We start from the raw sequence: 22,290 nt of genomic DNA on the forward strand, positions 1-22,290 counted from the left end.
AAAGACCACGTCATGATCCGAACCAAGCTCTCCCTTCTGATCCCGCTGCTCGGTACCTTCAGCGCCCAGACCTGGGCCGAGGATACCGAGCAGCAGCCCGGCACCTTGAACATGCAAGCCACCGTCGTCTCCGCTACTCGCAGTGAAGCGAGCATTGCTTCGATTCCGGGCTCGGTCCAGGTGATCGACGAACAGCAGGTCCGTGAGCAGAGCGGCGCGGGTCGCCGGGTCTCCGACATCCTCGGGCAATTGGTCCCCGGCCTTGCGCCGGCCAGCGGCGGGATGAGCAACTTCGGTCAGACCCTGCGCGGGCGCAACATGCTGGTGTTGATCGACGGCGTATCGCAGAACGCCACGCGCGATAACTACCGCCAGCTCAACAGCATCGCCCCGGCCAGCATCGAACGCATCGAAGTGATTTCCGGCGCCAGCAGCATCTACGGTGCCGGTGCTTCAGGCGGCATCATCAACATCATCACCAAGCGCAATCAGGGCCAGGACATTGCCTACAGCAGCAAACTGGGCCTGACCAGCGGCAACAACCTCAACCGAAAAGGCTTCGCCTACGAAGCCTTTCAGAGTGCGACGGGGCGCAAGGATGCCCTGGACTGGTACGTCTCTGCCGACCTGACCCAGCGCAACGATCAGTTCGACGGCAACGGCAACCGCATCCCTCAGGACACTTCCCAGGGCAGCAACATGGATACCGAAACCTATGACCTGCAAGGTCGTTTCGGTTACGAGCTGGATGCCGACAAGAAACTTAGCCTGTCGCTGCAGGACTACAAGGACCAGCAGGACACTGGCTACACAAAAGACCCAACAAACCGGCAGGAAGCCGTGGCGGTCAAAGGGCTGAAACTCGACGACCAGCCCTATACCCATAACCAGGCGGTCAACCTCAACTACACCGACAAGGACTTCTACGGTCAGGGCCTGCAACTGGAAAGCTACTGGCGTCGCGCCGATGCGTTATTCTTTCCGGACCTGTCGCGAGGCAGGGCCGGGATCTCCGACAACAACAGTGTGCAGGATGTCTACGGCCTGCGCGCGGCCATCGACACGCCGCTGCCGGCGATCGGGAGTGCCACGGGCAATCTGGTCTGGGGCGCCGACTATGATAATGAGCGCTCTCGCCAACGAGGTGATCAATACACGCTCAATGGCCTGAACTACACCAAGACCGGCACCACCTACGAGCTGGGCCCGGACATCGAAACCACCACCAAGTCGCTGTTCGGGCAGATGTCCTGGGACATCGGTGACTGGACCTTGCGCGGCGGTGTGCGCCGCGAATGGATTGAAAGCGACGTCTCCGACAGCATTGCTTATGGTCAGATCGTCCAGACCGGCGTACGCGCAACCCTGCCCGGCGACACCCTCAAATACGATGCGACTCTGTACAACCTGGGGGCGGTCTACCACCTGAGTGAAAACCAGGATGTCTTCGCCAATTACAGCCAGGGGTTTTCGCTACCGGATATCCAGCGCTTCATGCGTGATGTCAACAGCACCTTCGACATCCAGAGTCTCAACGCCCAGGCCATCAAGGTCGACAGTTACGAGCTGGGCTGGCGCGGTAACTGGGACCAGTGGCAGGCCGACGTCACCGTGTACGAAAACACCTCGGACGTGACCCAGTTCTACGATGCCAATGATCGCGTATTGCGCCTGATCAACCAGAAAGAGCGGGTTCGCGGCATTGAAAACAGCCTGACCTACCGCGCGACCGATCGCTGGTCGGTGGGTGGCACTTATGCCTGGGCCAAAGGAGAGACCGAGCAGAACGGCAAATGGATCGATCTGCCGGCCACGCGCATCTCACCGGCCAAGACCACACTGTTTGTCGGCTACACCGAAGACGACTACACCCTGCGCCTGCAAGGCATGCATTTGTCCAGTTACGATGCCGCCGCCAAGGACAACAACGGACGCGAGATTGAAGGCTATACGCTGGTGGACCTGCTCGGCTCCGTGCAACTGCCGGTCGGTCGTCTTGAAGGCGGGGTATATAACCTGACTGATCGCACGTACCAGAACCTGTTCACCCAGGCCAACGCCAGAGCCCCGTACGCCAATGCCGAAGGCCGCACGCTGAGCATGAGCTACTCGGTGGATTGGTAAAAAACAGGAGCCGACTTGCCGGCGATGCGACCTGCCAGGCATACCGTGTCGCGGCAATCGCCAGCAAGTCGGATCCAGTGTTACAGCCCGCGCAAATCCCGCTCTTCGATCGGCCGGCTCTGGCGCAAACGCTTGCCGCCCAGCACCACCCAGTCGATCAGTCGGAACAGGCATTCAATGCCGAACGACAGCAGCAACGCGCCGCTCATTCCCCAGATCATCGCTTCCGGCGTCAGCAGGATCTGGTAGCTGTAGCCGTTCCAGGTTTCCTTGCGAATATCCGGGTCGGCGGCCAGGGCCACTTGCAGGACGCGGATGTACCACGGGCCCTGCATGGCCTGGAATTGCTTGTCGAGGGCCAGTTGACGGGTGAGCAAGGTGCTCAGGCTGTCGGCATCGCTGCGAAAGATCGGGTCTTCGCTGGCACGGTAATGGGCCACGAGCGCCTGCATGTCACCCTTGAAAAACTGATTGGCAGTGCCCTGAAAACCGCTCAAACCGGTCTGCGCCTCAATCAGATGCGCCTCGACCCGCTTGGCATAGTCACTGATGAACCCAGGCACCTGGACACCGATCAACAGGCCCGCCGCGAACAACACCAGCCGTAGATAACTGAGCAACATGGGGGAGAGATCCTTATTCGGTCTTGCCCTGGCTGACGCATTCACCGCGTCGCCAGAGGCTCCATTGGCCCGGTTCGTAGCGGGTCCAGGTTTCGTTTTCGGTCAAGGGTTCGGTGGCAATCACCGTGACCACATCGTTGGGCGTGGTTTCGGCCTGGAAGTCGACGATCACATCGACGTCCTTCAAACGCGCCGGGCCAAACGGTGCACGGCGGGTGATCTGCGCCAGTTTGCTCGAGCAGTAGCAGAACAGCCAGTCGCCGTCGCTGAGCAAGCAGTTGAACACACCTTTGCTGCGGTACTCGGCGCAGGCGGCCACCAGGTCTGGCAACAGTGCTTCGATCTCTACCGGCTCGGGGAACGCTGCACGCACCCGGTTGAGTAAATCGCAAAACGCCGCTTCGCTGTCGGTATCGCCAACGGGGCGGTAAAAACTGGCGGTCGGGTTGAAATCGGCCAACTGGCCGTTGTGGGCGAAACACCAGTTGCGCCCCCACAACTCGCGCACAAACGGGTGGGTATTGGACAGGCACACTTTGCCGACGTTGGCCTGGCGGATGTGGCCGATCACCACTTCGCTTTTGATCGGATAGCGCTGCACCAGGTTCGCCACTTCCGACTCGCTGCTCGCCGCCGGGTCCTGGAACAGCCGCAGGCCACGGCCTTCATAAAAAGCGATGCCCCAACCGTCACGGTGCGGCCCGGTGCGGCCGCCGCGCTGCATCAGCCCGGTGAAGCTGAACACGATATCGGTCGGGACATTGGCGCTCATGCCCAATAACTCACACATGCTCGGACTCTCGATTCAGTACAGGGGCACGGTTACAGACGCGGTTCGACCCGCGAACGCTGAGGGTTGCTCGGCACCGGTGGCCGGCCGTAACGATCATCGCCGGCACCGCCGAAAGGCTGATCGTCGTCAGGCTCGTCGGCCCGCGCCGCTGCCTTGGCGGCAGCCGCCTGTTCCTTGCGAGCGTTGGAGGCGCGCTCGATGGGAAAACGGATGGCCACGAACACCAGGTAAATGCCGAAGACAATCATGCCGTACATGAACAGATCGGAAACCGCGCGCCAGGCGTTGTTGCCGACCTTGAACAGCAAGTCGAGGGCAGTAATGGCAATGGCCGGGGCGACCTTTTCTTTCACCGGGTCGATGATGGTCGGGCTGAACAGTAACACCGCGACCAGCAGCCGCAGCGGCTCACGCAGCCAACGCCACATCCAGCGGGTGATGCGCATCCACACCAACAGGCAGCCTAAAGCGGCAAAGGCGTAGAGGCCCCAAGCGATCAGATAGTCGTTCTCGGTCATGGTGTCCATGGCAAGGCAGGCAAAGAGGCGCTTATAGTAACGACTTTTCGCACGTCAGGCTTGTCCCAATACCAGTCGGGCAAGACACAGACCCTGTGGGAGCGAGCTTGTGTGGTGAGGAGGCTTGTCTGTGGCGAGGGGGCTTGCCCCCGTTGGGCTGCGAAGCGGCCCCAAAAAAGGAACTGCTGAGCAGTTCAACGGGGGCAAGCCCCCTCGCCACAGACAAGCCCCCTCACCACACAAGCCCGCTCCCACAGGTTGCGAAGCCCCTATTCCGTACATTGTTCGAGAGCCATTCATGCCCCTATCCGCCAACGTCACCAGCGCTCCGATTGCCCACAAGGCCGACGGTTCTGACCCGTATGCCTGGCTGCAGGAGCGCGACACCGACGCGGTGCTCGATTACCTGAAAGCTGAAAACCGCTATCAAGAGGCACAAACCGCCGATCAGGCCGGCCTGCGCGAAACCCTGTTCGAAGAGATCAAGGGGCGGATTCTCGAAACCGACCTGTCGCTGCCCTCGCCTTGGGGCCCGTACCTGTATTACACCCGCACCACCGCCGGCGACGAATACGCCCGTCACTACCGTTGCCCGCGCCCGGCCGATGGCAGCCTGCAGATTGACGAAAGCCAAGAACTGCTGCTGCTTGATCCGAACGTGCTGGCCAAGGGTGGCTTCTTTTCCCTGGGCGCGTTCAGTATCAGCCCGGACCACCAGCGTCTGGCCTATAGCATCGACTCCAGCGGCGAAGAGATTTACACGCTGTTCGTGAAAGAATTATCCAGCGGCCGCGTCAGCGAACTGGAATTCCAGGATTGCGACGGCAGCATGACCTGGGCCAATGACAGCCTGACGCTGTTCTTCGGCGAACTCGACGACACCCATCGCCCGCACAAACTGTTCCGCTATCGGCTGGACGGCACTGCGGCCGAAGAAGTGTTTCATGAGCCGGACGGCCGATTCTTCCTGCATTGCTACCGCTCAAGCTCCGAACGGCAACTGCTGTTGTCGCTGGGCAGCAAGACCACCAGCGAAGTCTGGGTGCTCGACGCCTCGCTGCCGCATCAGGCCTTTACCTGCCTGGCGCCGAGGGTCGAAGATCATGAGTACGATGTCGACCACGGCAAACTCGATGGCGAGTGGACATGGCTGATCCGCACCAACCGCGACGGTATCAACTTCGCCCTGTACCAGGCCGCCGATACCGGCGTCGCGCCGACCGAAGCCGACTGGCAGAACCTGATTCCCCACAGTGACAGGGTGATGCTCGAAGGCATGAGCCTGAACGCCGAGGCGATGACCCTGAGCCTGCGCGAAGGTGGCCTGCCGATCATCGAAGTGCGCCCACGGGACTTGGTGCCGTATCGCGTGCAATTGCCGGATGCGGCCTACAGCCTGCACGTGCAGAACAGCCTGGAATTTGTCAGCGACCGGATCCGTCTGCGCTACGAAGCCTTGAACCGTCCGGCGCAGATCCGCCAACTGATTCTGACCACCGGCGAGCAGCAAGTCCTCAAGGAAACCCCGGTGCTCGGCCCGTTCGACGCCGACGCGTACGTCAGCCAGCGGCTTTGGGCGACGGCACCGGACGGTACGCAAGTGCCGATCAGCCTTGTGGTCAAACGCGAGTTCCTCGGCAAGCCGACGCCGCTTTATCTGTACGGCTACGGCGCCTACGGCGAAAGCCTCGACCCGTGGTTCTCCCACGCCCGCCTGAGCCTGCTGGATCGCGGCATGGCGTTTGCCATCACACATGTACGCGGTGGCGGTGAGCTGGGCGAAGCCTGGTACCGCGCCGGCAAGCAGGAACACAAGCACAACACCTTCAGCGACTTCATTGCCTGCGCCGAACACCTGATCGCCAACGGCTTCACCACCCCATCGCAGCTGGCGATCAGCGGTGGCAGCGCCGGTGGTTTGCTGATCGGCGCGGTACTCAATCAGCGGCCAGAGCTGTTCGCTGCGGCGATTGCCGAAGTGCCGTTCGTCGACGTGCTCAACACCATGCTCGACCCGGAACTGCCGCTGACCGTCACGGAATACGACGAGTGGGGCAACCCGCAAGAACCGGATGTCTATGATCGGATCAAGGCCTACGCCCCGTACGAAAACGTCACTGCGCAAGCCTATCCGGCAACGCTGGTGATCGCCGGCTACAACGACAGTCGCGTGCAGTACTGGGAAGCGGCCAAGTGGGTGGCGAAATTGCGCGCGACCAAAACCGACACCAACGCCTTGTTGCTCAAGACTGAACTGGGTGCCGGGCATGGCGGGATGAGCGGTCGTTATCAGGGATTACGTGACGTAGCCCTCGAATACGCATTTGTTTTCAAGGTTTTGGGCATCGCCTGAGGAACTTGGCCCGGTGTACCGGTCTTAACACCAGACACCGGGGCCCGAGACAACACACATCTCCTGTGGGAGCGGGCTTGCCCGCGATGAGGCCATCACATTCAATATCAACATTGGCTGTGACATCGTCATCGCGGGCAAGCCCGCTCCCACAGGGGATGATGGGTGACTTAAGGCCTGAAACAGACACAGACACAAGAAAAAGACCGTGACGACATGTCAGAACCGACCTTACTGAACAACGAAATTCGCGACTGGCTGATGGACTGCGGCCTGTTCGATCAACTGTTGCCGGCAGACTTCGTGGCGGCTTCGGGTTACTTCAGCATCAGCACCATTCCCGAAGGCGAAGAGATTTTCCATGAGGGCGATGCCGGCAGTTTCATGTGCATCATCCACACCGGCCAGGTCGCGGTGCAGAAGACCAACAGCGACGGGCAACGGGTGACCATGGCCACCTTGCGCAGCGGTCGGGCGTTCGGCGAAATGGCTGTGCTCGACGGTGAACGGCGCTCAGCCAGTTGTGTGGCCGCGAGCAATTGCCAGTTGCTCAACCTGGGCAAGGACTCTCTGGAAAAGATGCTCAACGACGCGCCGAAAATCGCCGCCAAGATCATCCGCGCCCTCGCCGTCTCCCTCTCCAAACGCTTGCGCATGGCCGATGGGCAACTGCTCTCGCAGCAGATTTAGTGTCTTGTCTCACAGACAGTATTTGTAAAACAGACACTACCCGCCCGGCGTTTTGATTTTCGTCGTGCTTGGCTCAAGGCCCGGCAGGGTTTGATCCTTGGGTGGATTGGGCATTTCGATCGGCGGCAACAGCGGTGGCCCGCCACTACCGGAACCGGCCTTGGGCACGCTGGTCGGGGTGATCTGCGGATACGGCGTCGGAGTGGCGGTGCCGGGTGAGCCGGGCATCGGCACGGGGCTGGTGGGGATGGTTTGCAGCTCCTGGGCCTGCACTGCAGTTATCGAGAGCGCGGCCAGGGCAATGACCGTTAGAATGGTGCGCTTCATCAATGGCTCCGTTGGCCTTGTTGTCTTTTTGCAGGCTACTCCCAACTGCGCGTGTTTGCCTTCCTCCGTATATCAATTTCTCCTCAAGAGAGCCCCATGAAACGTTTCGTTCTGCTCGACACCACCCCCATCCCTGAAAACGGCGGTGCCCTGTGCCTGTTCGAATACGGCGAGGACTTCGTCATCAAGATTCAGGGTGGCGACGGCGGGCAGTTGATGAACACCCGCATGCACGGCTCCGAAGATGCCCTGGCCGAAATCCCCTGCCGCAAGGTTGCCGGCCGGCCGAATTCGCGAGTATTGATCGGTGGCCTGGGCATGGGCTTCACCCTCGCCTCGGCGCTCAAGCACTTGGGCAAGACGGCTGAAGTGGTGGTCGCCGAATTGGTGCCCGGTGTGGTTGAGTGGAACCGCGGGCCGCTGGGCGAGAAAGCCGGCAACCCGCTGCTCGACCCGCGCACGGTGATCCGTATGGAAGATGTGGCCAAGGTGCTGCAAGCCGAGCCGCAAGGTTTCGACGCAATCATGCTCGACGTCGACAACGGCCCCGAAGGTCTGACCCAGAAGGCCAACAGCTGGCTCTATTCCGCTGGAGGTCTGAGCGCCTGCGCCAAGGCCCTGCGGCCAAAAGGTGTGCTGGCGGTGTGGTCGGCCAGCGCCGACCGGCAGTTTTCCGACAAACTGAAGAAGGCCGGTTTCAAGGCCGAGGAAGTCCAGGTTTTCGCCCACGGCAACAAAGGCACCCGCCACACCATCTGGATTGCCGAGAAGCTCAAGGGCTGAGCGTGGGCCTGTCATCACTTATTTACTAGGCCGCGTTGCGCCTGAAAACGAGCCAGGCAAGGCGCAGTCCGCTGGTAATGGTCGCTCCCTTGCCAAGGACTGCAACGCAGCCTGGCTCGTTTTCAGGCACAACCCGAAGGGCCGGTCTGCTGTGGCGCAGGGCTGCGTTGCTCGGAGCTCGTTTGGAATGACCAAACCACGCTCCTCGCGCCTTGCCCTGCGCCACAGCAGACCCGGCGCGGCCTAGTAAATAAGTGATGACAGGCCCTACACTCACGTCATAACCGTCATTAGTCTTTTACAAAGGTGAACCCATGAGTTCGTCCACCCCAACCAACACATCGAAGCTGGACCGCATCCTCGCCGATAACCAGCGCGACAAGGAAATGGGTTACCGCGACAAAGCCCTGAAGATGTACCCGCACGTTTGCGGCCGCTGCGCCCGTGAGTTCTCCGGCAAGCGCCTGAGCGAACTCACCGTGCATCACCGCGACCACAACCACGACAACAATCCTCAGGATGGCTCGAATTGGGAGCTGTTGTGCCTGTATTGCCACGACAATGAACACTCGCGTTATACCGATCAGCAGTATTTCGATGAAGGTTCGCTGAGTACGCCGAAGATTGCCAAAGCGACACACAATCCGTTTGCGGCGTTGGCGGGGTTGATGAAGAAAGAAGACTGAAGACCTTCAGCGCCTGCACCGGCCCCATCGCGGGCAAGCCCGCTCCCACAGTGATTGGCGGTGAGTACAGATGTTGTGTACGCCGCAGCCCCCTGTGGGAGCGGGCTTGCCCGCGATAGCATTTGTCCGGGCACCACCAATCTACAACCTGACCACCCTCCCCCAATCCCCGTATAATCGCCGTTTTTTCCCCGAAGGCACCCCGCTCGTGGCAGATAAACGGTACAGCTGCATTGGTTTGTATAACCCCAAATCACCGGAGAACGTCGGTTCGGTGATGCGCGCCGCCGGCTGCTATGGCGTGGCGTCGGTGTTTTACACCGGCAAGCGTTATGAACGCGCCGCCGATTTCGTCACCGACACCAAGAAGGTCCACTGCGACATTCCGCTGATCGGCATCGACGACCTGAAAAAAATCCTGCCTCTTGGCTGTGTGCCGGTCGCAGTCGAACTGGTCGACGGTGCCCGCTCACTGCCGGAATACACGCACCCGGATCGCGCGCTCTACATCTTCGGCCCCGAAGACGGCTCGCTGGATAAAGAAATCCGTGACTGGTGCGAAGACGTGGTCTACATCCCGACCACCGGCTGCATGAATCTGGCGGCCACCGTCAACGTTGTGCTGTACGACCGCATGGCCAAGGGCAACAACACCCGCTCCGGGCCGAAATTCCGCTGAATTGCCGCATATTCGATGGAACGAGCCGCGCGCCCAGGCAGTCAGCTAAATATCTATTGCTGAAGCAATCCTTCCCTGCCTGGAGACAGATCATGCGCGAGTTCAATCCTGTAGAACGTATCGAAACCACCCCGTTCCAGAGCCCTTCCGTACAGAACGTTCATGGTTGGGAACGCGCCGGTTCCCTGGCGGGTGGCGTGGTCATGCTGAGCAAGGGCCTGCGACGCGGCGGCGTGTTCGGATTGATTGAAATAGCCATCGGCGGCATGGCCCTGGCCCGGGGAATCACTGGGCATTGCTCAGCGAAAAGGCTGTTGGAAAAGAACCGTCAGGACATGAAAAACGCACGCGCGAGAATCGAGCGCGCCGGGGATGAGCTGGCCCGAATGAAAGCCAATGCTGAAGCAGCGACCAGCACGGCGACCGTGACGGGAAATGATTCGTTGAACTCGCCGAAGGCTGGGGTTTGATCCGAAATCAATGCAGAGGTTTAGGGCCTCTTCGCGGGCAAGCCCGCTCCCACAGGGTTATGCGGTGTACACAACATTTTTGATCACCGCCAGTTACTGTGGGAGCGGGCTTGCCCGCGATGACGGCAGCACATTCACCATTGATGTGTCAGATAGGTCGCTATCGCGGGCAAGCCACGCTCCCACAGGTTCTGATCTGACTGGCATCGAGGTTTTCCCGCGATGGCGGTGCTACTGAAGCAACCCGGTATCAAGCACCTTGGAAGACTCGCCAATAACGCTTTCCGCGAGCTGAATGAATTCCTTGGTATCCACACTTTCCAAATGCATCGCCCCACGCATCACATCATCGAGCGAGCGCTTGTTGCGGGTTTTCAGGCGAATCTCGCGATCCAGTTCCTGTAGCAACACCACCGCTTTGGCCACCTGCGCCGGGTTGATCTGCTCACCGCGCAACGTGCTGACCTTCTGGCTGTCCTTGACCAACTTGCTGTGTAGGCTTTCATACCGCTCATCACTCATGCCGCCTGCGCGGCGCACCAGTTCGATGGCGTAATACTCGGCAAACCCTTCGCTGATCCAGTCGCTGCGCTGGCTGTCGTTGATCCGCCCGAACACCTGAGCCAATTCACGCACCAAGGCACTGCTGCCGCTTTCGCTGACCAGCGGCAGACGCGTGTTCAGATAGATCGATTCATGCGCGGCCGAGCTGCCGCGCCACATCGGGTCGTTGCCGCCGACAATCAGCAACTTGCTGGGATGACGCGGAAAAGTTTCCTGCACTTGCGGCCAGACAAAGGTCAGCAGCGTCAGCACGTCCATGCGGCGCATGCCCTGCCCCTGTGGCGAGGCGACGGTGACTTCGGTTTCCCCCAGCCGCGTGCGACGGCTGCCTAGATGGCCGGCGAGCATCCAGCCAGTGGGGCGGTCGAACAGACGCGAGACGTTATCGATCCGGAACTTGTTCTTGCCGATCCGCGGCCAGGCGGTTTCGACGCTTTTCCAACCGGTGGGCAATTCGAATTCAAGGCGTGAAACCAGTTCGATGCCGTCCTGCTGATCGAGTTTGGCCGCGGGCACCAGGTCATCGCCGCGCATCAGCGCCCAGTTCGGCGTCATTCGGGTGTCGAAGCTGCCGCTCTTGCGCCCATGGCTGATGCGCACGCGGTAGGTCAGGCTGGCCTTTTCGGCGGTCGGACGCCAGACACCACGGGCCTGTTTGCCCGGTGTGAGCTGCCATTGGCCATCGGCCTTGAAATCACTGTAATGACTGCCATCGCCCAAGTCGAAATCCAGACTGCGCACCGCCGAGCCCTGGGCCAGGGTCAGCCGCACTTCGGCCTGATCGCTTTGCGGCAACAGGCGCACGTGATAATCCAGATCGACTTTCTTCGTCGCCCACACGGGCGAACTCAGGGCCAGCAGCCCGACAACCAACGCCCGCCGCACTCCCACAGCCATACACACTCCTGGTGTGGCGAGCGAGCAACCTCCCTCACCACCATAAGCAATGGGAATCAACCCGCGCGAAAAATCAGATGGTCTTCCCAATCGTCTTCGGCCACGCTGCCTTCGGCGAGCATGCGCCCGGACTGGGAAATACGTTCGTGATGCACCGCCTCGCGATCACCGCACACCAGATGATGCCAGAGCGGCAAATCCTTGCCTTCGCTGACCAGTCGATAACCGCAGGTCGGTGGCAGCCATTTGAACTCATCGGCCTTGCCCGGCGTGAGCTGGATGCAATCGGGCACAAAGTCGCGGCGGTTGGGGTAATCGGTGCACTGACAGGTTTTGAGGTCCAGCAGTTTGCAGGCGATACGCGTGTAGTAGACGGAGTTGTCGTCTTCGTCCTCGAGTTTTTGCAGGCAGCACAGGCCACAGCCATCGCACAGCGATTCCCATTCCTCTTGATCGAGTTGATCGAGGGTTTTGCGTATCCAGAACGGTTCGACTTTGGCGGCCATGGTTCAAGCATCAACATCAGGTGGTGAAAAGGCCGCCAGTCTAGTGCCAAGGCACCGGCGGGCCAAGCATTGGCGACTGCCGGTACACGGCACTTGTGAGTTTTTGCGCCGCTCGGTAGCTTTGCCAGTCGCAAAGAGCCCTAGCCACGTGCCATTAACGCTCAACCGCGTTGCATTCAGGTGAACGGCCCAGGCTCTCGGAAAACCCCATCGCTCAGCTCAACTGCGCTCGCCGGTTTTTAGACGACCCTCACTTTCAAACGTAAAGGAATCTCTTGATGAGTGCTAACCCACGCGTTGCCGATTACGCCATTCACCCTCAGTTCACCGATCGCTGGTCGCCCCGTGCCTTCACCGGCGAAACCATTGCCGAAGAGACCCTGCTGAGCTTCTTCGAAGCCGCACGCTGGGCACCATCGGCGTACAACTCGCAACCTTGGCGGTTTCTCTATGCGCGTCGCGACACGCCGAACTGGGAGCGTTACCTGGGTCTGCTGAACGAGTTCAATCGCAGCTGGGCCCAGCATGCCTCGGCGCTGGTGATCGTGGTCTCGAAAACCACCTTTGCGATACCTGGCGCCACCGAAGAAACACCGGCGCTGTCGCACACCTTCGACACTGGTTCGGCCTGGGGCCACCTGGCGCTGCAAGCGAGTATCAGTGGCTGGCACACCCACGGCATGGCCGGTTTCGATCAGGAACTGACCCGCAAAGAGCTGAATATTCCTGAGGGCTATGCGCTGCACGCGGTGGTGGCGATCGGCAAGCTGGGCGACAAGGCGACGCTGGCCGAGTACCTGCAAGCGCGCGAAGAGCCAAGCCCGCGTCGTCCGCTGAGCGAGTTGGCGGCTGAAGGTGATTTCACCCTCTAAGCCACAATGAAGACCTAATGTGGGAGCAAGCCTGTGGCGAGGTGGCTTGCCCCCGTTGGGATGCGAAGCAGCCCCAAAATCTCTGATGTACCAAAGATCTTATGAGTGCTACGCACTCAAACGGGGGCAAGCCCCCTCGCCACAGGCCAGCTCCCACATTTTGATCGGGGTGGATTCAATACCCGCGCGAGAAATCCACTTCCCCACGCAACGCTTCGCCCGCCTGATACGCCCGCAGGTTTTCGACGAACAACTTCACCATCATCGGTGGCGAAGTCGGTGCCGAACTGTGGCCAGTCAGCAGCAGGCCCCACGCGGTCCAGAATGGATGGCGTTGCGGCAGCGGTTCCTGACGGCAAACGTCGATCACGGCCCCGGCCAGATGGCCTTCCTTCAAGGCTTCCACCAGATCCGCATCGACCACCGCCACGCCGCGCCCGACGTTGATGAACAACCCCGTCGGCTTGAACTGCTTGAACAGTGCGGCGTCGTACAGGTCGTGAGTATTCGGGGTGTTCGGCAGCAGATTGATCACGTAATCCACTTCACCGACCAGGCGTGGCAAGTCGCTCAGCGCGCCGACTTCGACAAAGGGCGCCTGCTCGCGGGCTTCGCTGGCGATGCCATACAGCTCGACGCCAAACGGCAGCAGAAACTGCGCCACGGTCTGGCCGATGTCACCAGTGCCGACGATTAACACCTTGCGCCCGGCCAGGCTTTGACCCTGGCGGTTGTCCCATTTACGCTCGACCTGGCTGACCAGTCGCGCCAGTACTTCGCGCTCGTGGCCGAGCATGTAAGTCAGTACGTATTCGGCCATGACCTGACCGAAAATCCCTACCGCGCGAGTCAGGCGATAGTGCCGTGGCAGGCCGTCGGCCAGCAACGGCGTGATGCCGGCCCAAGTCGACTGCAGCCATGCCGGCATGTGGCCTTGACGCAACAGCGTCGCCAGCAGGTCCGGCTGACCGAGCCAGACCTGGCATTCGGCGGCCTGACGGGCCAGTTCGGCGGAGTCGCCGCTGGTCAGTACTTCCAGATCAGGCGCTGCCTGACGCAACAATTGGGCATACACAGGGTGGTCGTGTTCAGCAATCAGAACGCGCATGGTTCAAACCTTTCAAAAACAGTGCAGACAGCCGCCGACGGAGTATCACTCCATCGCCCTGGCCATCGCCAAAATCATTCCAGTGTTTCATAAAGGCTCTGAACAGAGCCTGTCTGCCGATTACATCGGGTCGTTGCGTCGCAGCAATTCTTCCGGCAGATGCTCGATGTATTCGTCTTCGGCCGGCGGCATTTGCAGGTGGTAACCCTGCTTCTCGAGGTTTTCCAGCACCACAGTGATGTCTTCGCGCGACAGCTTGCGCTCGGGTGTCAGCACCAGATCGAAAGCGTGATGCGGTTTGCCGAAGGCCGCCATCAGACTTTCCGGAACGCGCTCCAGTGCATCGCTTTTGAGCACATAGAGGTACATCTCGTTTTTCTTCAGGCTTCGATAGATGGAGCAAATACGTTTCAAGGCTGTTCTCCGGCGGTGGCCAGGCTGTCGAGCAGCGCCTGGCCCATCAATTCGCGGCGCCAGCCACGCAGCGAATCAGGCAATTGGTAAGGACCATTGGGGAAGCCGCTCTTGAGCAGCGCTTCCAGGGTTTTCTTGCGCAGCATCAGCTCCGGCGCGATGTTCAGGCGCTCGGCTTCGGCCTGGCCGATGGCGCGCAGCTGTTTGACCAGCGCAGCGGCGTCCACCGGCAACGGCTCCGGCACCGCAGGTGGCCATTGATCAGGCGACACACTGCCAGAGCGCTTGATCAGATCAAGCAGAAATTCGCCGTCCTGACGCACGGTACGCGGGTGCATGTCTTCGATTTTCGCCAGCGCGCCAAGGTTGTCCGGTTGCGTGCGAGCCAACGGCCACAGGGAATGTTCACGGACGATGCGGTTGCGCGGCAGATCACGGGCACGGGCCTGCGTCTCACGCCAGGCGCAAAGTTCACGCAACACGGCGAGTTGGGCACGGGACAGTTTCCAGGCCAGTTTGGCGTCGCGATAGACCTCATACGGGTCGACCTCGCGACGCAGATTGGCCACCAACTCGGCACCGTCTTCCAAAACCCAGGCGTATTTGTCGTCAGAAAGCTTCGGACGCAGCTGTACGAAAACTTCCGCCAGATGCAAGGCATCTTCGGCGGCGTAGCTGATCTGGGTGTCGGACAGCGGACGTTGCAGCCAGTCGGAACGGGTTTCGCCTTTGGGCAGGTCAATGCCGAGCACTTCCTGCACCAGCCGCGAATAGCCCATGGAAAAACCGAGGTTCAGGTAAGCGGCGGCCAGTTGGGTGTCGAACAGCGGCGCCGGCAGGCTACCAGTCAGACGCAGCAGAACTTCGAGGTCTTCGCTGCACGCATGCACGACCTTGACCACTGCCGGGTTTTCCAGCAATGCGGCCAACGGCTGCCAATTGTCGATGGTCAGCGGATCAATCAGGTAAGCGCGTACGCCATCGCCGATCTGCAGCAGGCCTGCGATCGGGTAAAAGGTGTCGACCCGCATGAATTCGGTGTCGAGGGCAACGAATGGCAGCTGCTGCCACTCGGCACAAAACTGACCGAGGCTATCGTTGTCGCGAATCCAGTGAATATCGATGGCCACACGGCTCTCCCTTGAAGAATGGCGCGCAGTATATATCGCCCCCGGCGATTTCCGCGCATCCACTGAACAAGAGCTTTAGCGAAAATACCTGCTGGACCGCAAGAATAGTCTGACAGAAGGAAACTAGCCGCCCTTACGCAGCACGTAGACGCGCATCCGCGCACAACCCGGCAGGAAGTCCTGATGGCTGAGCAAGTGGAAACCCGCTTGCCTGAACTCGGCCTCAAGCTCGGCCTTGCTCGCCTGTGGCTGGGCCTGTGCGCCTTCCACACCGGATCGGCGCAGCTTGAAATGCGCATCAGCCCGCACCGCCACGATCACCGTGTCGCGACTGACCCGATGGAACTCGCCCAGCATGGCCAACCGATGCTCAGGACTGGCGATGTGTTGAAACAGTTGCATGCAAAAAATGCAATCAACCGCGTTCGCCGACAAACCGATGGTGAAGGCTGAACTCTGAAAGGTCTTGATCCGCTCCAGCAGGTGTGGCGGATGGTGGGTGCGGGCATGATCGAGCATGTCCTGAGACGGATCGGCGGCAAGAATCACCCGGTTCGCATGCTCGGCCAGTATCGACCAGAAGCGCCCGACACCGCAGGCCACATCAAGAATCAATCCCGGTTCGCCTGCGACCTGAAGCGCGTTACGCACCAGTTGCTCGTCGCGCCAGTACGTCAAACGCCCCGCCAGGCCACGCGGTCGCGACTGCAGGCAGACGCGGGCGTGTTCCTGATCGTAGCGCCGGGCGAACTCGAGTTCGATGGCGGATGGGGGCAGCGCGGACATGTGCAATGGCTCTTGTTGGAATATCGACTGGCGGCAGGTTAACGACTGGCGCGTGAAAAAAAGGTCGACGGACTCATTCTTTGGCCAGCACACCGTCAATCACCGCACCGCGGCAGCCGGCAAACATGTCCAGCCCCGGGTCGTAGACCTTGCTGTTGACCTCCAGCAGGCCAAGCATGGAATGGAACAGGTTGTCCTGGCTCAAGGGCTTTTCGCGACTCAGTTGCAGGCAATGGGTGTCCACCGAGAACGACTTTTGATAGCTGTCGGAGAACCACGCCAGCATCGCTACATGCTTCTGTTGTTCCGGCGCCAGCATGTAAGGCGTGCCATGAAGGAACAGGTTGTATTCGCCCAGAGATTCGCCGTGGTCCGACAGATAAAGCATCGCGGTATCGACTTTGTCCTGATTGCTGCGTAACAGGTCGATCAGGGTCGACAGTACATGGTCGGTGTACACCAATGTGTTGTCGTAGCCATTGACAATACTTTCGCGGCTGCAATTGTTCAGCGCATTGCTTTCACACACCGGGGTGAAGTGTTCGTACTCTTTCGGGTAGCGCTTGAAATACTCCGGACCGTGACTGCCCATTTGGTGCAGTACCAGCACGGTGTCTTTATCCAGCGTGTCTATGAAGTGCTGCAAACCTTGCAGGAGAATTTCATCGCGGCACTCGCTATTGGCACACAACGCCGGGTCTTTCAGATTACTCACGTCGTCGACAGTGACCCGATCGCAGGTACCTTTGCAGCCCGACTGATTATCCCGCCAGATCACCTCGAGGCCGGCGTGTTTGAGCACGTCCAGCAAACCTTCCTCGTTCTTTGCCTTGCTGGCGTTGTAATCCTTGCGACCCATGTTGGAGAACATGCAAGGCACCGACACGGCCGTTTCCGTGCCGCAAGAATGCACATCGGTAAAGGCAATCAGGCCGGTTTCCTTATCCAGTTGGGGGGTGGTGTCGCGGTCATAACCCAGGATGCCGAAGTTCTCGGCCCGGGCACTTTCGCCCACCACCAGTACCGTCAGGGATTTACGGCCGTGAGTCTGCCAGATCGGGTTTTTCCGAGCGTCTTCACCGATATTGATGAAGGGCTGCCGGGCAGAAACCACTTGCTCGCGCAGATAGCCGAGCGAGGCCCCGATGTAGTTGCTTGGCACCACCATCAGGCGCAATTCATGGTGATTGCGAAACAACGACGACAAGCCTTGATAGTTGACCAAGGCGACACCGCCGATCACCGCAACCGATGCGACACTCACCAGCACTTTACTTAATAACTCACGGTGCCAACGACGATAATTAACCGGCGCTTTCCACAACAGCCACGACGGTAAAACTCCGAGAAAAACAATATAAACAAACAACTTCACGGACAGTAAGTCGCGTACTTCTGTGGCATTGGTTTCTGCGAAGTTACGAAACATACCGGCGTCGATCAACACACCGTATTGGCTCATGAAATAGGCCACGCCGGCACTGACCAAAAAGATTAGCGTCAACACGGGTTTCATCACAGGCCGGAATGCCAGCAAGGTCAGCACAATGTTGAAGACCGTCAGGATCATCACCCCGAACGCGACACGCATGGCGATGCCTTGACCGTCTGCAGCGGTGATATCGAAGAGGTGTTGCCAGAGCACTGAATTGAACCCTGCCAATAAAAAGGCACTGGCAATCAACGTCACCCACTCGGGGCGCACGGCTTTGAACTTCCACATGATGAACGGCTGTTCCTGAAAAGAAGTGCCTGCGGTAAATGTGAAAATTTCATTTACCGCGACAACACAAATCTTAAGCAGCCAACCATCAATTTTTCGTGAAAAATAAGCCAACGATTAGTTGGCTCATGGCATTAGGCCCAAACTTTAAACAACGGAGGCTAGTTTCAAGCCTGATGCAGATACCAGCGCCAGTCCTGCTCACCGACTTCGCCCATGAACTGCCGGTATTCGGCACGCTTCACCGCCAGATACACGCCAAGAAACTCACTGCCGAAGGCCTCCCGCGCCCAGTTCGATGCCTCCAGCGCTCGCAACGTGGTCAACCAGTCGGTCGGTAACAATTCCGTGGCTTGGGCGTACCCGTTGCCTTCCACGGGTGCTCCAGGGTCAAGTTGCTCGCGGATGCCACGATGAATACCGGACAGGATCGCCGCAGCCGCCAGGTACGGGTTGGCGTCGGCACCACAGATGCGGTGCTCGATATGCCGGGAGAATGCCGGCCCGCCAGGCACCCGAAAACTCACGGTGCGGTTGTCCACGCCCCAGGTGGCCGCCAATGGTGCGTAGCTGTTGGTCTGGAAACGACGGTACGAGTTGGCGTTCGGACAGAACAGCAGCAATGAATCGAGCAACGTGCTGAGCATTCCGCCGACCGCTTGTTTAAGCAGCGGCGTGCCGTCCGGGGCTTCACTGGCGAACAGGTTATTGCCGTCCTTGTCCGCCAGGCTGACGTGCATGTGCATGCCGGTGCCAGCCAGATCATCGAAAGGCTTGGCCATGAAACAGGCCGCCATCCCATGCTTGTGGGCCACGCCCTTGACCAGTCGTTTGTAGCGCACCGCTTCATCCATCGCCTGCAAAGCATCGGTGCGGTGTTCGAGGGTGATTTCCACCTGCCCCGGCGCGTATTCGGAGATTGCCGTGCGCGCCGGAATGCCCTGCAGCTTGCAGGCGCTGTAGAGGTCGGCCAGAAATGGCTCGATCTGCTCCAGCTCACGTAAGCCATAGACCTGCGTGGAGCGTGGCCGCCCGCCATCGACATCCCGCGCCGGCTGCGGCCGACCGTTGCTGTCGCGCTGCTGATCCAGCAAATAGAACTCCAGCTCCGCCGCCATCACCGGGTAATAACCGTCGGCCTGCAAGCCTTCGATGACTTTGGCCAGCAGGTGTCGTGGGTCGGCGATAGTTGCGGGCATGCCCTCTTTTGGATGCATGCTGACCTGCACCGCCGCCGTGGGAATCAATCGCCACGGCATACGCTGCAAACTGCCGCTGATCGGGTACGCCCGGCAATCGATATCACCGACGTCCCAGACCAGCCCGGAATTTTCCACGTCATCGCCATTGATGGTCAGGCCCAGAATGGTACTCGGCAGCGGCCGCCCACTCTCGTACACCGCCAGCAGTTCATCGCGATGCAGCAGCTTGCCCCGTGGCACACCGTTGTTGTCGAGGATGAACAGCTCGAACATATCGATATCCGGATTGTGTTCCAGGAAGGACAGGGCTTCTTCTTTCGTGGCGAAGGATGTCGTGGCACAGCTCATGGGAATTCTCGTCTATCCGCGTCAGGCAGACGCACAGGCGCCGCCGGTTTGATCCCGGCACACAGCGCGGGACCTGTCAGAACAATCAACGGGACATGCAGGAATCCGGCGGGCGTGCGTGGCGGCAGTGCCACAGTGCCCAGAAGGCCAGCTCAGAAGGGAGTGCAGACAGGCTTGGCGCGCTGGCAGGCCTGTATAGACGACGTGGTTGAAGGCTTGAAGTGGCACCAGACGCCCCCTCGTGTTTGATGCCGATCAGCCAGACGTCCATGGAAAAGACCGCAGTAAACAGATGCAAAGCAGCGTCACACGGGCAGATAAGCCGTTAAATCCAGACTTGATGAACCTTGGTTGCAGATTGGCTAAACATTCCTCCCGGTAACCAACCTAATTTCTCGATAGTGCCAGCGACTTTTCAGTTTGCCCCTGCAGGCTTGGAGCGGCCTAATCACAACCTGCATATTTGGGGTTCCGTTATGGAAAACGTTCGTACTACAAGCTCCTATGCCGGATGGCTGATGGTCAGCGTGGTATTGGTGGCACTGAACCTGAGACCTTCGATGGCCGCTGTCGGGCCGTTGTTGTCGGCCATTCGGGGGGATGTCCCATTAAGTTTCAGTACCGCCTCGCTGCTGACCATGCTGCCCGTCATGGCGATGGGACTGGCGATGTTCCTGGGAATGCGCATCGCGCAATGGGTTGGTGAACACCGCACCATCATCCTGTCCTTGTTGATCATCGGTGTGGCCACGGTCTCGCGGCTGTACCTGGACAGCACCCTTGAGTTGATCCTGAGCGCGGTATTGGCCGGACTGGGGATCGCCCTCATTCAGGCGGTGATGCCGGCGCTGATCAAGTCACGCTTCAGCGACAACGTTTCGCTGTTCATGGGTTTGTATGTCACCTCGATCATGGGCGGAGCGGCGATTGCAGCATCGTTCTCGCCTTTCGTCCTGGCGCAAACCGGTAGTTGGCGGATGGGCCTGGCAATCTGGGCGCTACTGACGCTGGTTGCCCTGGTCTTCTGGCTTGCCCAGCGCTCGGCAATCGCGCCATTGCCGGCGGCGCCGATGGGGCGCCAGGAGTCCTTCGTCGGTAACTCACGGGCCTGGTTGCTGGCGATTTTCTTCGGTTTGGGCACGGCCTCCTACACCTGTGTACTGGCCTGGCTAGCCCCGTATTACGTGGAGAAAGGCTGGAGTGAACAGAATGCCGGCTTATTGCTGGGGTTTCTCACGGCCATGGAAGTTGTCTCCGGGCTGATAACACCCGCGATTGCCAACCGCAGCCAGGACAAGCGTCTGGTATTGGTCGTTCTGCTGGCCTTGATCATGGCCGGCTTCTGCGGCCTGATCCTCAGCCCGGAACGCTTTAGCCTGCTATGGCCGTGCCTGTTGGGCCTGGGCATTGGCGGTCTGTTCCCGATGAGCCTGATCGTGTCCCTTGATCATCTGGATAACCCGCGTCGTGCCGGCGGCCTGACGGCCTTTGTGCAAGGCGTCGGTTACCTGATCGCGGGCCTCTCGCCGCTGATTGCCGGGATGATTCGCGACCAATTGGGTAGCTTCGAATGGGCCTGGTGGTCACTCACAGCAGTGATGGCGGTGATGATTGTAATGGTGCTGCGCTTCAACCCAAGGCAATACGCGCAGCATATCCAATAGTCTGTTTTTCGTAGGAGCCAGGCTTGCCGGCGAAGGCGCTCTTAAGGACGCCTTCGCCGGCAAGCCTGGCTCCTACATGTCCGGTTTACCGCTCAAACGCTGGGAAAGGAACTCATGAAACAAGTCGGTTTTGCAGAAGCTCACTGGGGCATGCTGATCTGGGCGATGCTGATCGCATCGTCTTTCTTTGCGGCGGCAGAGGTCAGCCAATCTATAGATCCAATACTGTTGACCGGGCTGCGTTTGTTGTTTTCAGCCTTGATGTTCTTGCCACTGCTGTTATTGAAAAACACGTCACCGATCTCGGCCAGAGGCTTGCTGGCGCATGCAGTTCTTGGGCTGCTGCTGGCAACGTATTTTGGTTCGCTGTTTGAAGCGCTGCGCTATACCACCGCGGTCAATACCGCGACGCTGTACACGCTGGTGCCACTGATGACGTTATTTTTTGAGGTATTACTGCTGCCGAACCCAAGCCTGAAGAGCCGCTTGTTGCCGATGTCGATTGCAGCGATCGGTGCCCTGCTGCTGACTCTCAAAGGGGCGGCTCCAGGCGAACTGCCTGCACTGTACCCGGTACTGCTCTTCGGCGTCGGCTGCCTGGCGATGGCGCTTTATTCGCCTCTGAGCCAGCGATTCAAGGTCAAGACCTTGAAGGGGCGTGACCCGGTGGCGATGACCTTCTGGAACATGCTTTTCGGCTCGCTGTTTCTGTTTGTGTTCTGTCTGTTTAACGGCGGTTGGCGCAGCGGTGCGCAGTTGTCATCGAGCGATATGTTCTGGCTTGTATACCTGGCACTGTTTGGCACCCTCGGGACATTCTGGCTGCTGCATCGGGCAATCGGGGTGATTTCACCGTCAACGGTGGTTTCCTACGTCTACCTGAACACCTTGTTTGTCACATTGTTTCACTGGTTCTGGCTCAGACAGCAACCGGTGCTGATAGAAGTCACCGGTGCCGTGCTGGTGGGTATCGGCATGCTGGCATTGGTGATCACCAGCCGTAACGCCAAAACCGTTACGGCTTGAGATC

General features: G+C 59.6%; 22 protein-coding genes. 10 read left to right on the forward strand and 12 right to left on the reverse strand.

Annotated elements, in window-relative coordinates:
* Positions 1-12 precede the first annotated feature (12 nt).
* On the forward strand, positions 13-2,124 hold the full coding sequence (locus tag JFU11_RS03110; protein WP_201059744.1) for a TonB-dependent receptor: 2,112 nt from the start codon (positions 13-15) through the stop codon (positions 2,122-2,124).
* 80 nt (positions 2,125-2,204) lie between these two features.
* On the opposite strand, the gene JFU11_RS03115 is transcribed toward JFU11_RS03110, so the two are convergent.
* Genes JFU11_RS03115 through JFU11_RS03125 form a run of 3 tightly spaced genes read right to left on the reverse strand, consistent with a single transcriptional unit; the run spans position 2,205 to position 4,067 of the window.
* Positions 2,205-2,747 (reverse strand): DUF2937 family protein, encoded by a 543-nt coding sequence (locus tag JFU11_RS03115; protein ID WP_201059746.1) that lies wholly within the window; start codon positions 2,745-2,747, stop codon positions 2,205-2,207.
* Between the two features lie 13 nt (positions 2,748-2,760).
* Positions 2,761-3,537 (reverse strand): class II glutamine amidotransferase, encoded by a 777-nt coding sequence (locus tag JFU11_RS03120; protein WP_007898710.1) that lies wholly within the window; start codon positions 3,535-3,537, stop codon positions 2,761-2,763.
* Between the two features lie 32 nt (positions 3,538-3,569).
* A complete protein-coding gene (locus tag JFU11_RS03125) occupies positions 3,570-4,067 on the reverse strand; it encodes an MFS transporter (RefSeq protein WP_123501092.1) in 498 nt (165 codons plus the stop codon).
* 289 nt (positions 4,068-4,356) lie between these two features.
* On the opposite strand from JFU11_RS03125, the gene JFU11_RS03130 reads away from it, so the two are divergent.
* Together JFU11_RS03130 and JFU11_RS03135 are read left to right on the forward strand one after the other, a co-directional pair.
* The gene (locus JFU11_RS03130) at positions 4,357-6,411 is read left to right on the forward strand and encodes a S9 family peptidase (protein WP_201059750.1); all 2,055 of its coding nucleotides are present in this window, start codon (positions 4,357-4,359) and stop codon (positions 6,409-6,411) included.
* A gap of 216 nt (positions 6,412-6,627) precedes the next feature.
* Positions 6,628-7,101, forward strand: coding sequence for a cyclic nucleotide-binding domain-containing protein (locus JFU11_RS03135; protein ID WP_123721922.1), 474 nt, complete (start codon positions 6,628-6,630; stop codon positions 7,099-7,101).
* 36 nt (positions 7,102-7,137) lie between these two features.
* On the opposite strand, the gene JFU11_RS03140 is transcribed toward JFU11_RS03135, so the two are convergent.
* Positions 7,138-7,428 carry a hypothetical protein gene (locus tag JFU11_RS03140; RefSeq protein WP_095920352.1) on the reverse strand — a complete coding sequence of 97 codons (291 nt, stop codon included), beginning with the start codon at positions 7,426-7,428 and terminating at the stop codon, positions 7,138-7,140.
* 96 nt (positions 7,429-7,524) lie between these two features.
* On the opposite strand from JFU11_RS03140, the gene JFU11_RS03145 reads away from it, so the two are divergent.
* The 4 genes from JFU11_RS03145 (at position 7,525) to JFU11_RS03160 (ending at position 10,046) form a co-directional block, all read left to right on the forward strand.
* Positions 7,525-8,211 carry a spermidine synthase gene (locus JFU11_RS03145; protein ID WP_007898703.1) on the forward strand — a complete coding sequence of 229 codons (687 nt, stop codon included), beginning with the start codon at positions 7,525-7,527 and terminating at the stop codon, positions 8,209-8,211.
* Between the two features lie 314 nt (positions 8,212-8,525).
* A complete protein-coding gene (locus JFU11_RS03150) occupies positions 8,526-8,897 on the forward strand; it encodes a YajD family HNH nuclease (protein ID WP_007898702.1) in 372 nt (123 codons plus the stop codon).
* Between the two features lie 208 nt (positions 8,898-9,105).
* Positions 9,106-9,576, forward strand: a complete 471-nt coding sequence (locus JFU11_RS03155) for an RNA methyltransferase (RefSeq protein ID WP_123721923.1) — start codon at positions 9,106-9,108, stop codon at positions 9,574-9,576.
* Positions 9,577-9,668: 92 nt separating this feature from the next.
* Complete coding sequence (locus JFU11_RS03160; RefSeq protein WP_123360401.1) at positions 9,669-10,046, forward strand: DUF2892 domain-containing protein; 378 nt, start codon at positions 9,669-9,671, stop codon at positions 10,044-10,046.
* Between the two features lie 231 nt (positions 10,047-10,277).
* Here JFU11_RS03160 and JFU11_RS03165 read toward each other — a convergent pair whose 3' ends face one another.
* Complete coding sequence (locus tag JFU11_RS03165; RefSeq protein WP_201059752.1) at positions 10,278-11,507, reverse strand: hypothetical protein; 1,230 nt, start codon at positions 11,505-11,507, stop codon at positions 10,278-10,280.
* A 56-nt stretch (positions 11,508-11,563) separates the two neighbouring features.
* Positions 11,564-12,013 (reverse strand): YcgN family cysteine cluster protein, encoded by a 450-nt coding sequence (locus tag JFU11_RS03170; protein ID WP_038979355.1) that lies wholly within the window; start codon positions 12,011-12,013, stop codon positions 11,564-11,566.
* A 278-nt stretch (positions 12,014-12,291) separates the two neighbouring features.
* Between JFU11_RS03170 and JFU11_RS03175 the strand changes: the two genes are divergently transcribed.
* Positions 12,292-12,885 (forward strand): nitroreductase family protein, encoded by a 594-nt coding sequence (locus JFU11_RS03175; RefSeq protein WP_201059754.1) that lies wholly within the window; start codon positions 12,292-12,294, stop codon positions 12,883-12,885.
* A gap of 175 nt (positions 12,886-13,060) precedes the next feature.
* On the opposite strand, the gene JFU11_RS03180 is transcribed toward JFU11_RS03175, so the two are convergent.
* From JFU11_RS03180 to JFU11_RS03205, 6 genes are all read right to left on the reverse strand, one after another.
* Positions 13,061-13,993, reverse strand: coding sequence for a D-2-hydroxyacid dehydrogenase (locus JFU11_RS03180; RefSeq protein ID WP_201059756.1), 933 nt, complete (start codon positions 13,991-13,993; stop codon positions 13,061-13,063).
* 120 nt (positions 13,994-14,113) lie between these two features.
* Positions 14,114-14,407 (reverse strand): YcgL domain-containing protein, encoded by a 294-nt coding sequence (locus JFU11_RS03185; protein WP_007898694.1) that lies wholly within the window; start codon positions 14,405-14,407, stop codon positions 14,114-14,116.
* Positions 14,404-15,537, reverse strand: a complete 1,134-nt coding sequence (gene rnd / locus JFU11_RS03190) for a ribonuclease D (protein WP_123721927.1) — start codon at positions 15,535-15,537, stop codon at positions 14,404-14,406. Before rnd ends, JFU11_RS03185 begins: the two co-directional genes overlap by 4 nt.
* 123 nt (positions 15,538-15,660) lie before the next feature.
* Positions 15,661-16,323 carry a class I SAM-dependent methyltransferase gene (locus JFU11_RS03195; protein ID WP_201059758.1) on the reverse strand — a complete coding sequence of 221 codons (663 nt, stop codon included), beginning with the start codon at positions 16,321-16,323 and terminating at the stop codon, positions 15,661-15,663.
* 73 nt (positions 16,324-16,396) lie between these two features.
* Positions 16,397-18,046: a phosphoethanolamine--lipid A transferase gene (locus tag JFU11_RS03200; protein ID WP_123721929.1), complete on the reverse strand. Its 1,650-nt coding sequence runs from the start codon at positions 18,044-18,046 to the stop codon at positions 16,397-16,399.
* A gap of 167 nt (positions 18,047-18,213) precedes the next feature.
* Positions 18,214-19,596 carry a glutamine synthetase family protein gene (locus JFU11_RS03205; protein WP_201059760.1) on the reverse strand — a complete coding sequence of 461 codons (1,383 nt, stop codon included), beginning with the start codon at positions 19,594-19,596 and terminating at the stop codon, positions 18,214-18,216.
* A 476-nt stretch (positions 19,597-20,072) separates the two neighbouring features.
* Between JFU11_RS03205 and JFU11_RS03210 the strand changes: the two genes are divergently transcribed.
* Both JFU11_RS03210 and JFU11_RS03215 read left to right on the forward strand, forming a co-directional pair.
* Positions 20,073-21,260: a cyanate transporter gene (locus tag JFU11_RS03210; protein ID WP_201059762.1), complete on the forward strand. Its 1,188-nt coding sequence runs from the start codon at positions 20,073-20,075 to the stop codon at positions 21,258-21,260.
* 114 nt (positions 21,261-21,374) lie between these two features.
* Positions 21,375-22,286 carry a DMT family transporter gene (locus JFU11_RS03215; RefSeq protein WP_123721932.1) on the forward strand — a complete coding sequence of 304 codons (912 nt, stop codon included), beginning with the start codon at positions 21,375-21,377 and terminating at the stop codon, positions 22,284-22,286.
* Positions 22,287-22,290 lie beyond the last annotated feature (4 nt).

Source organism: Pseudomonas sp. TH37, assembly GCF_016650735.1.
Taxonomy (GTDB): Bacteria; Pseudomonadota; Gammaproteobacteria; order Pseudomonadales; family Pseudomonadaceae; genus Aquipseudomonas; species Aquipseudomonas farris.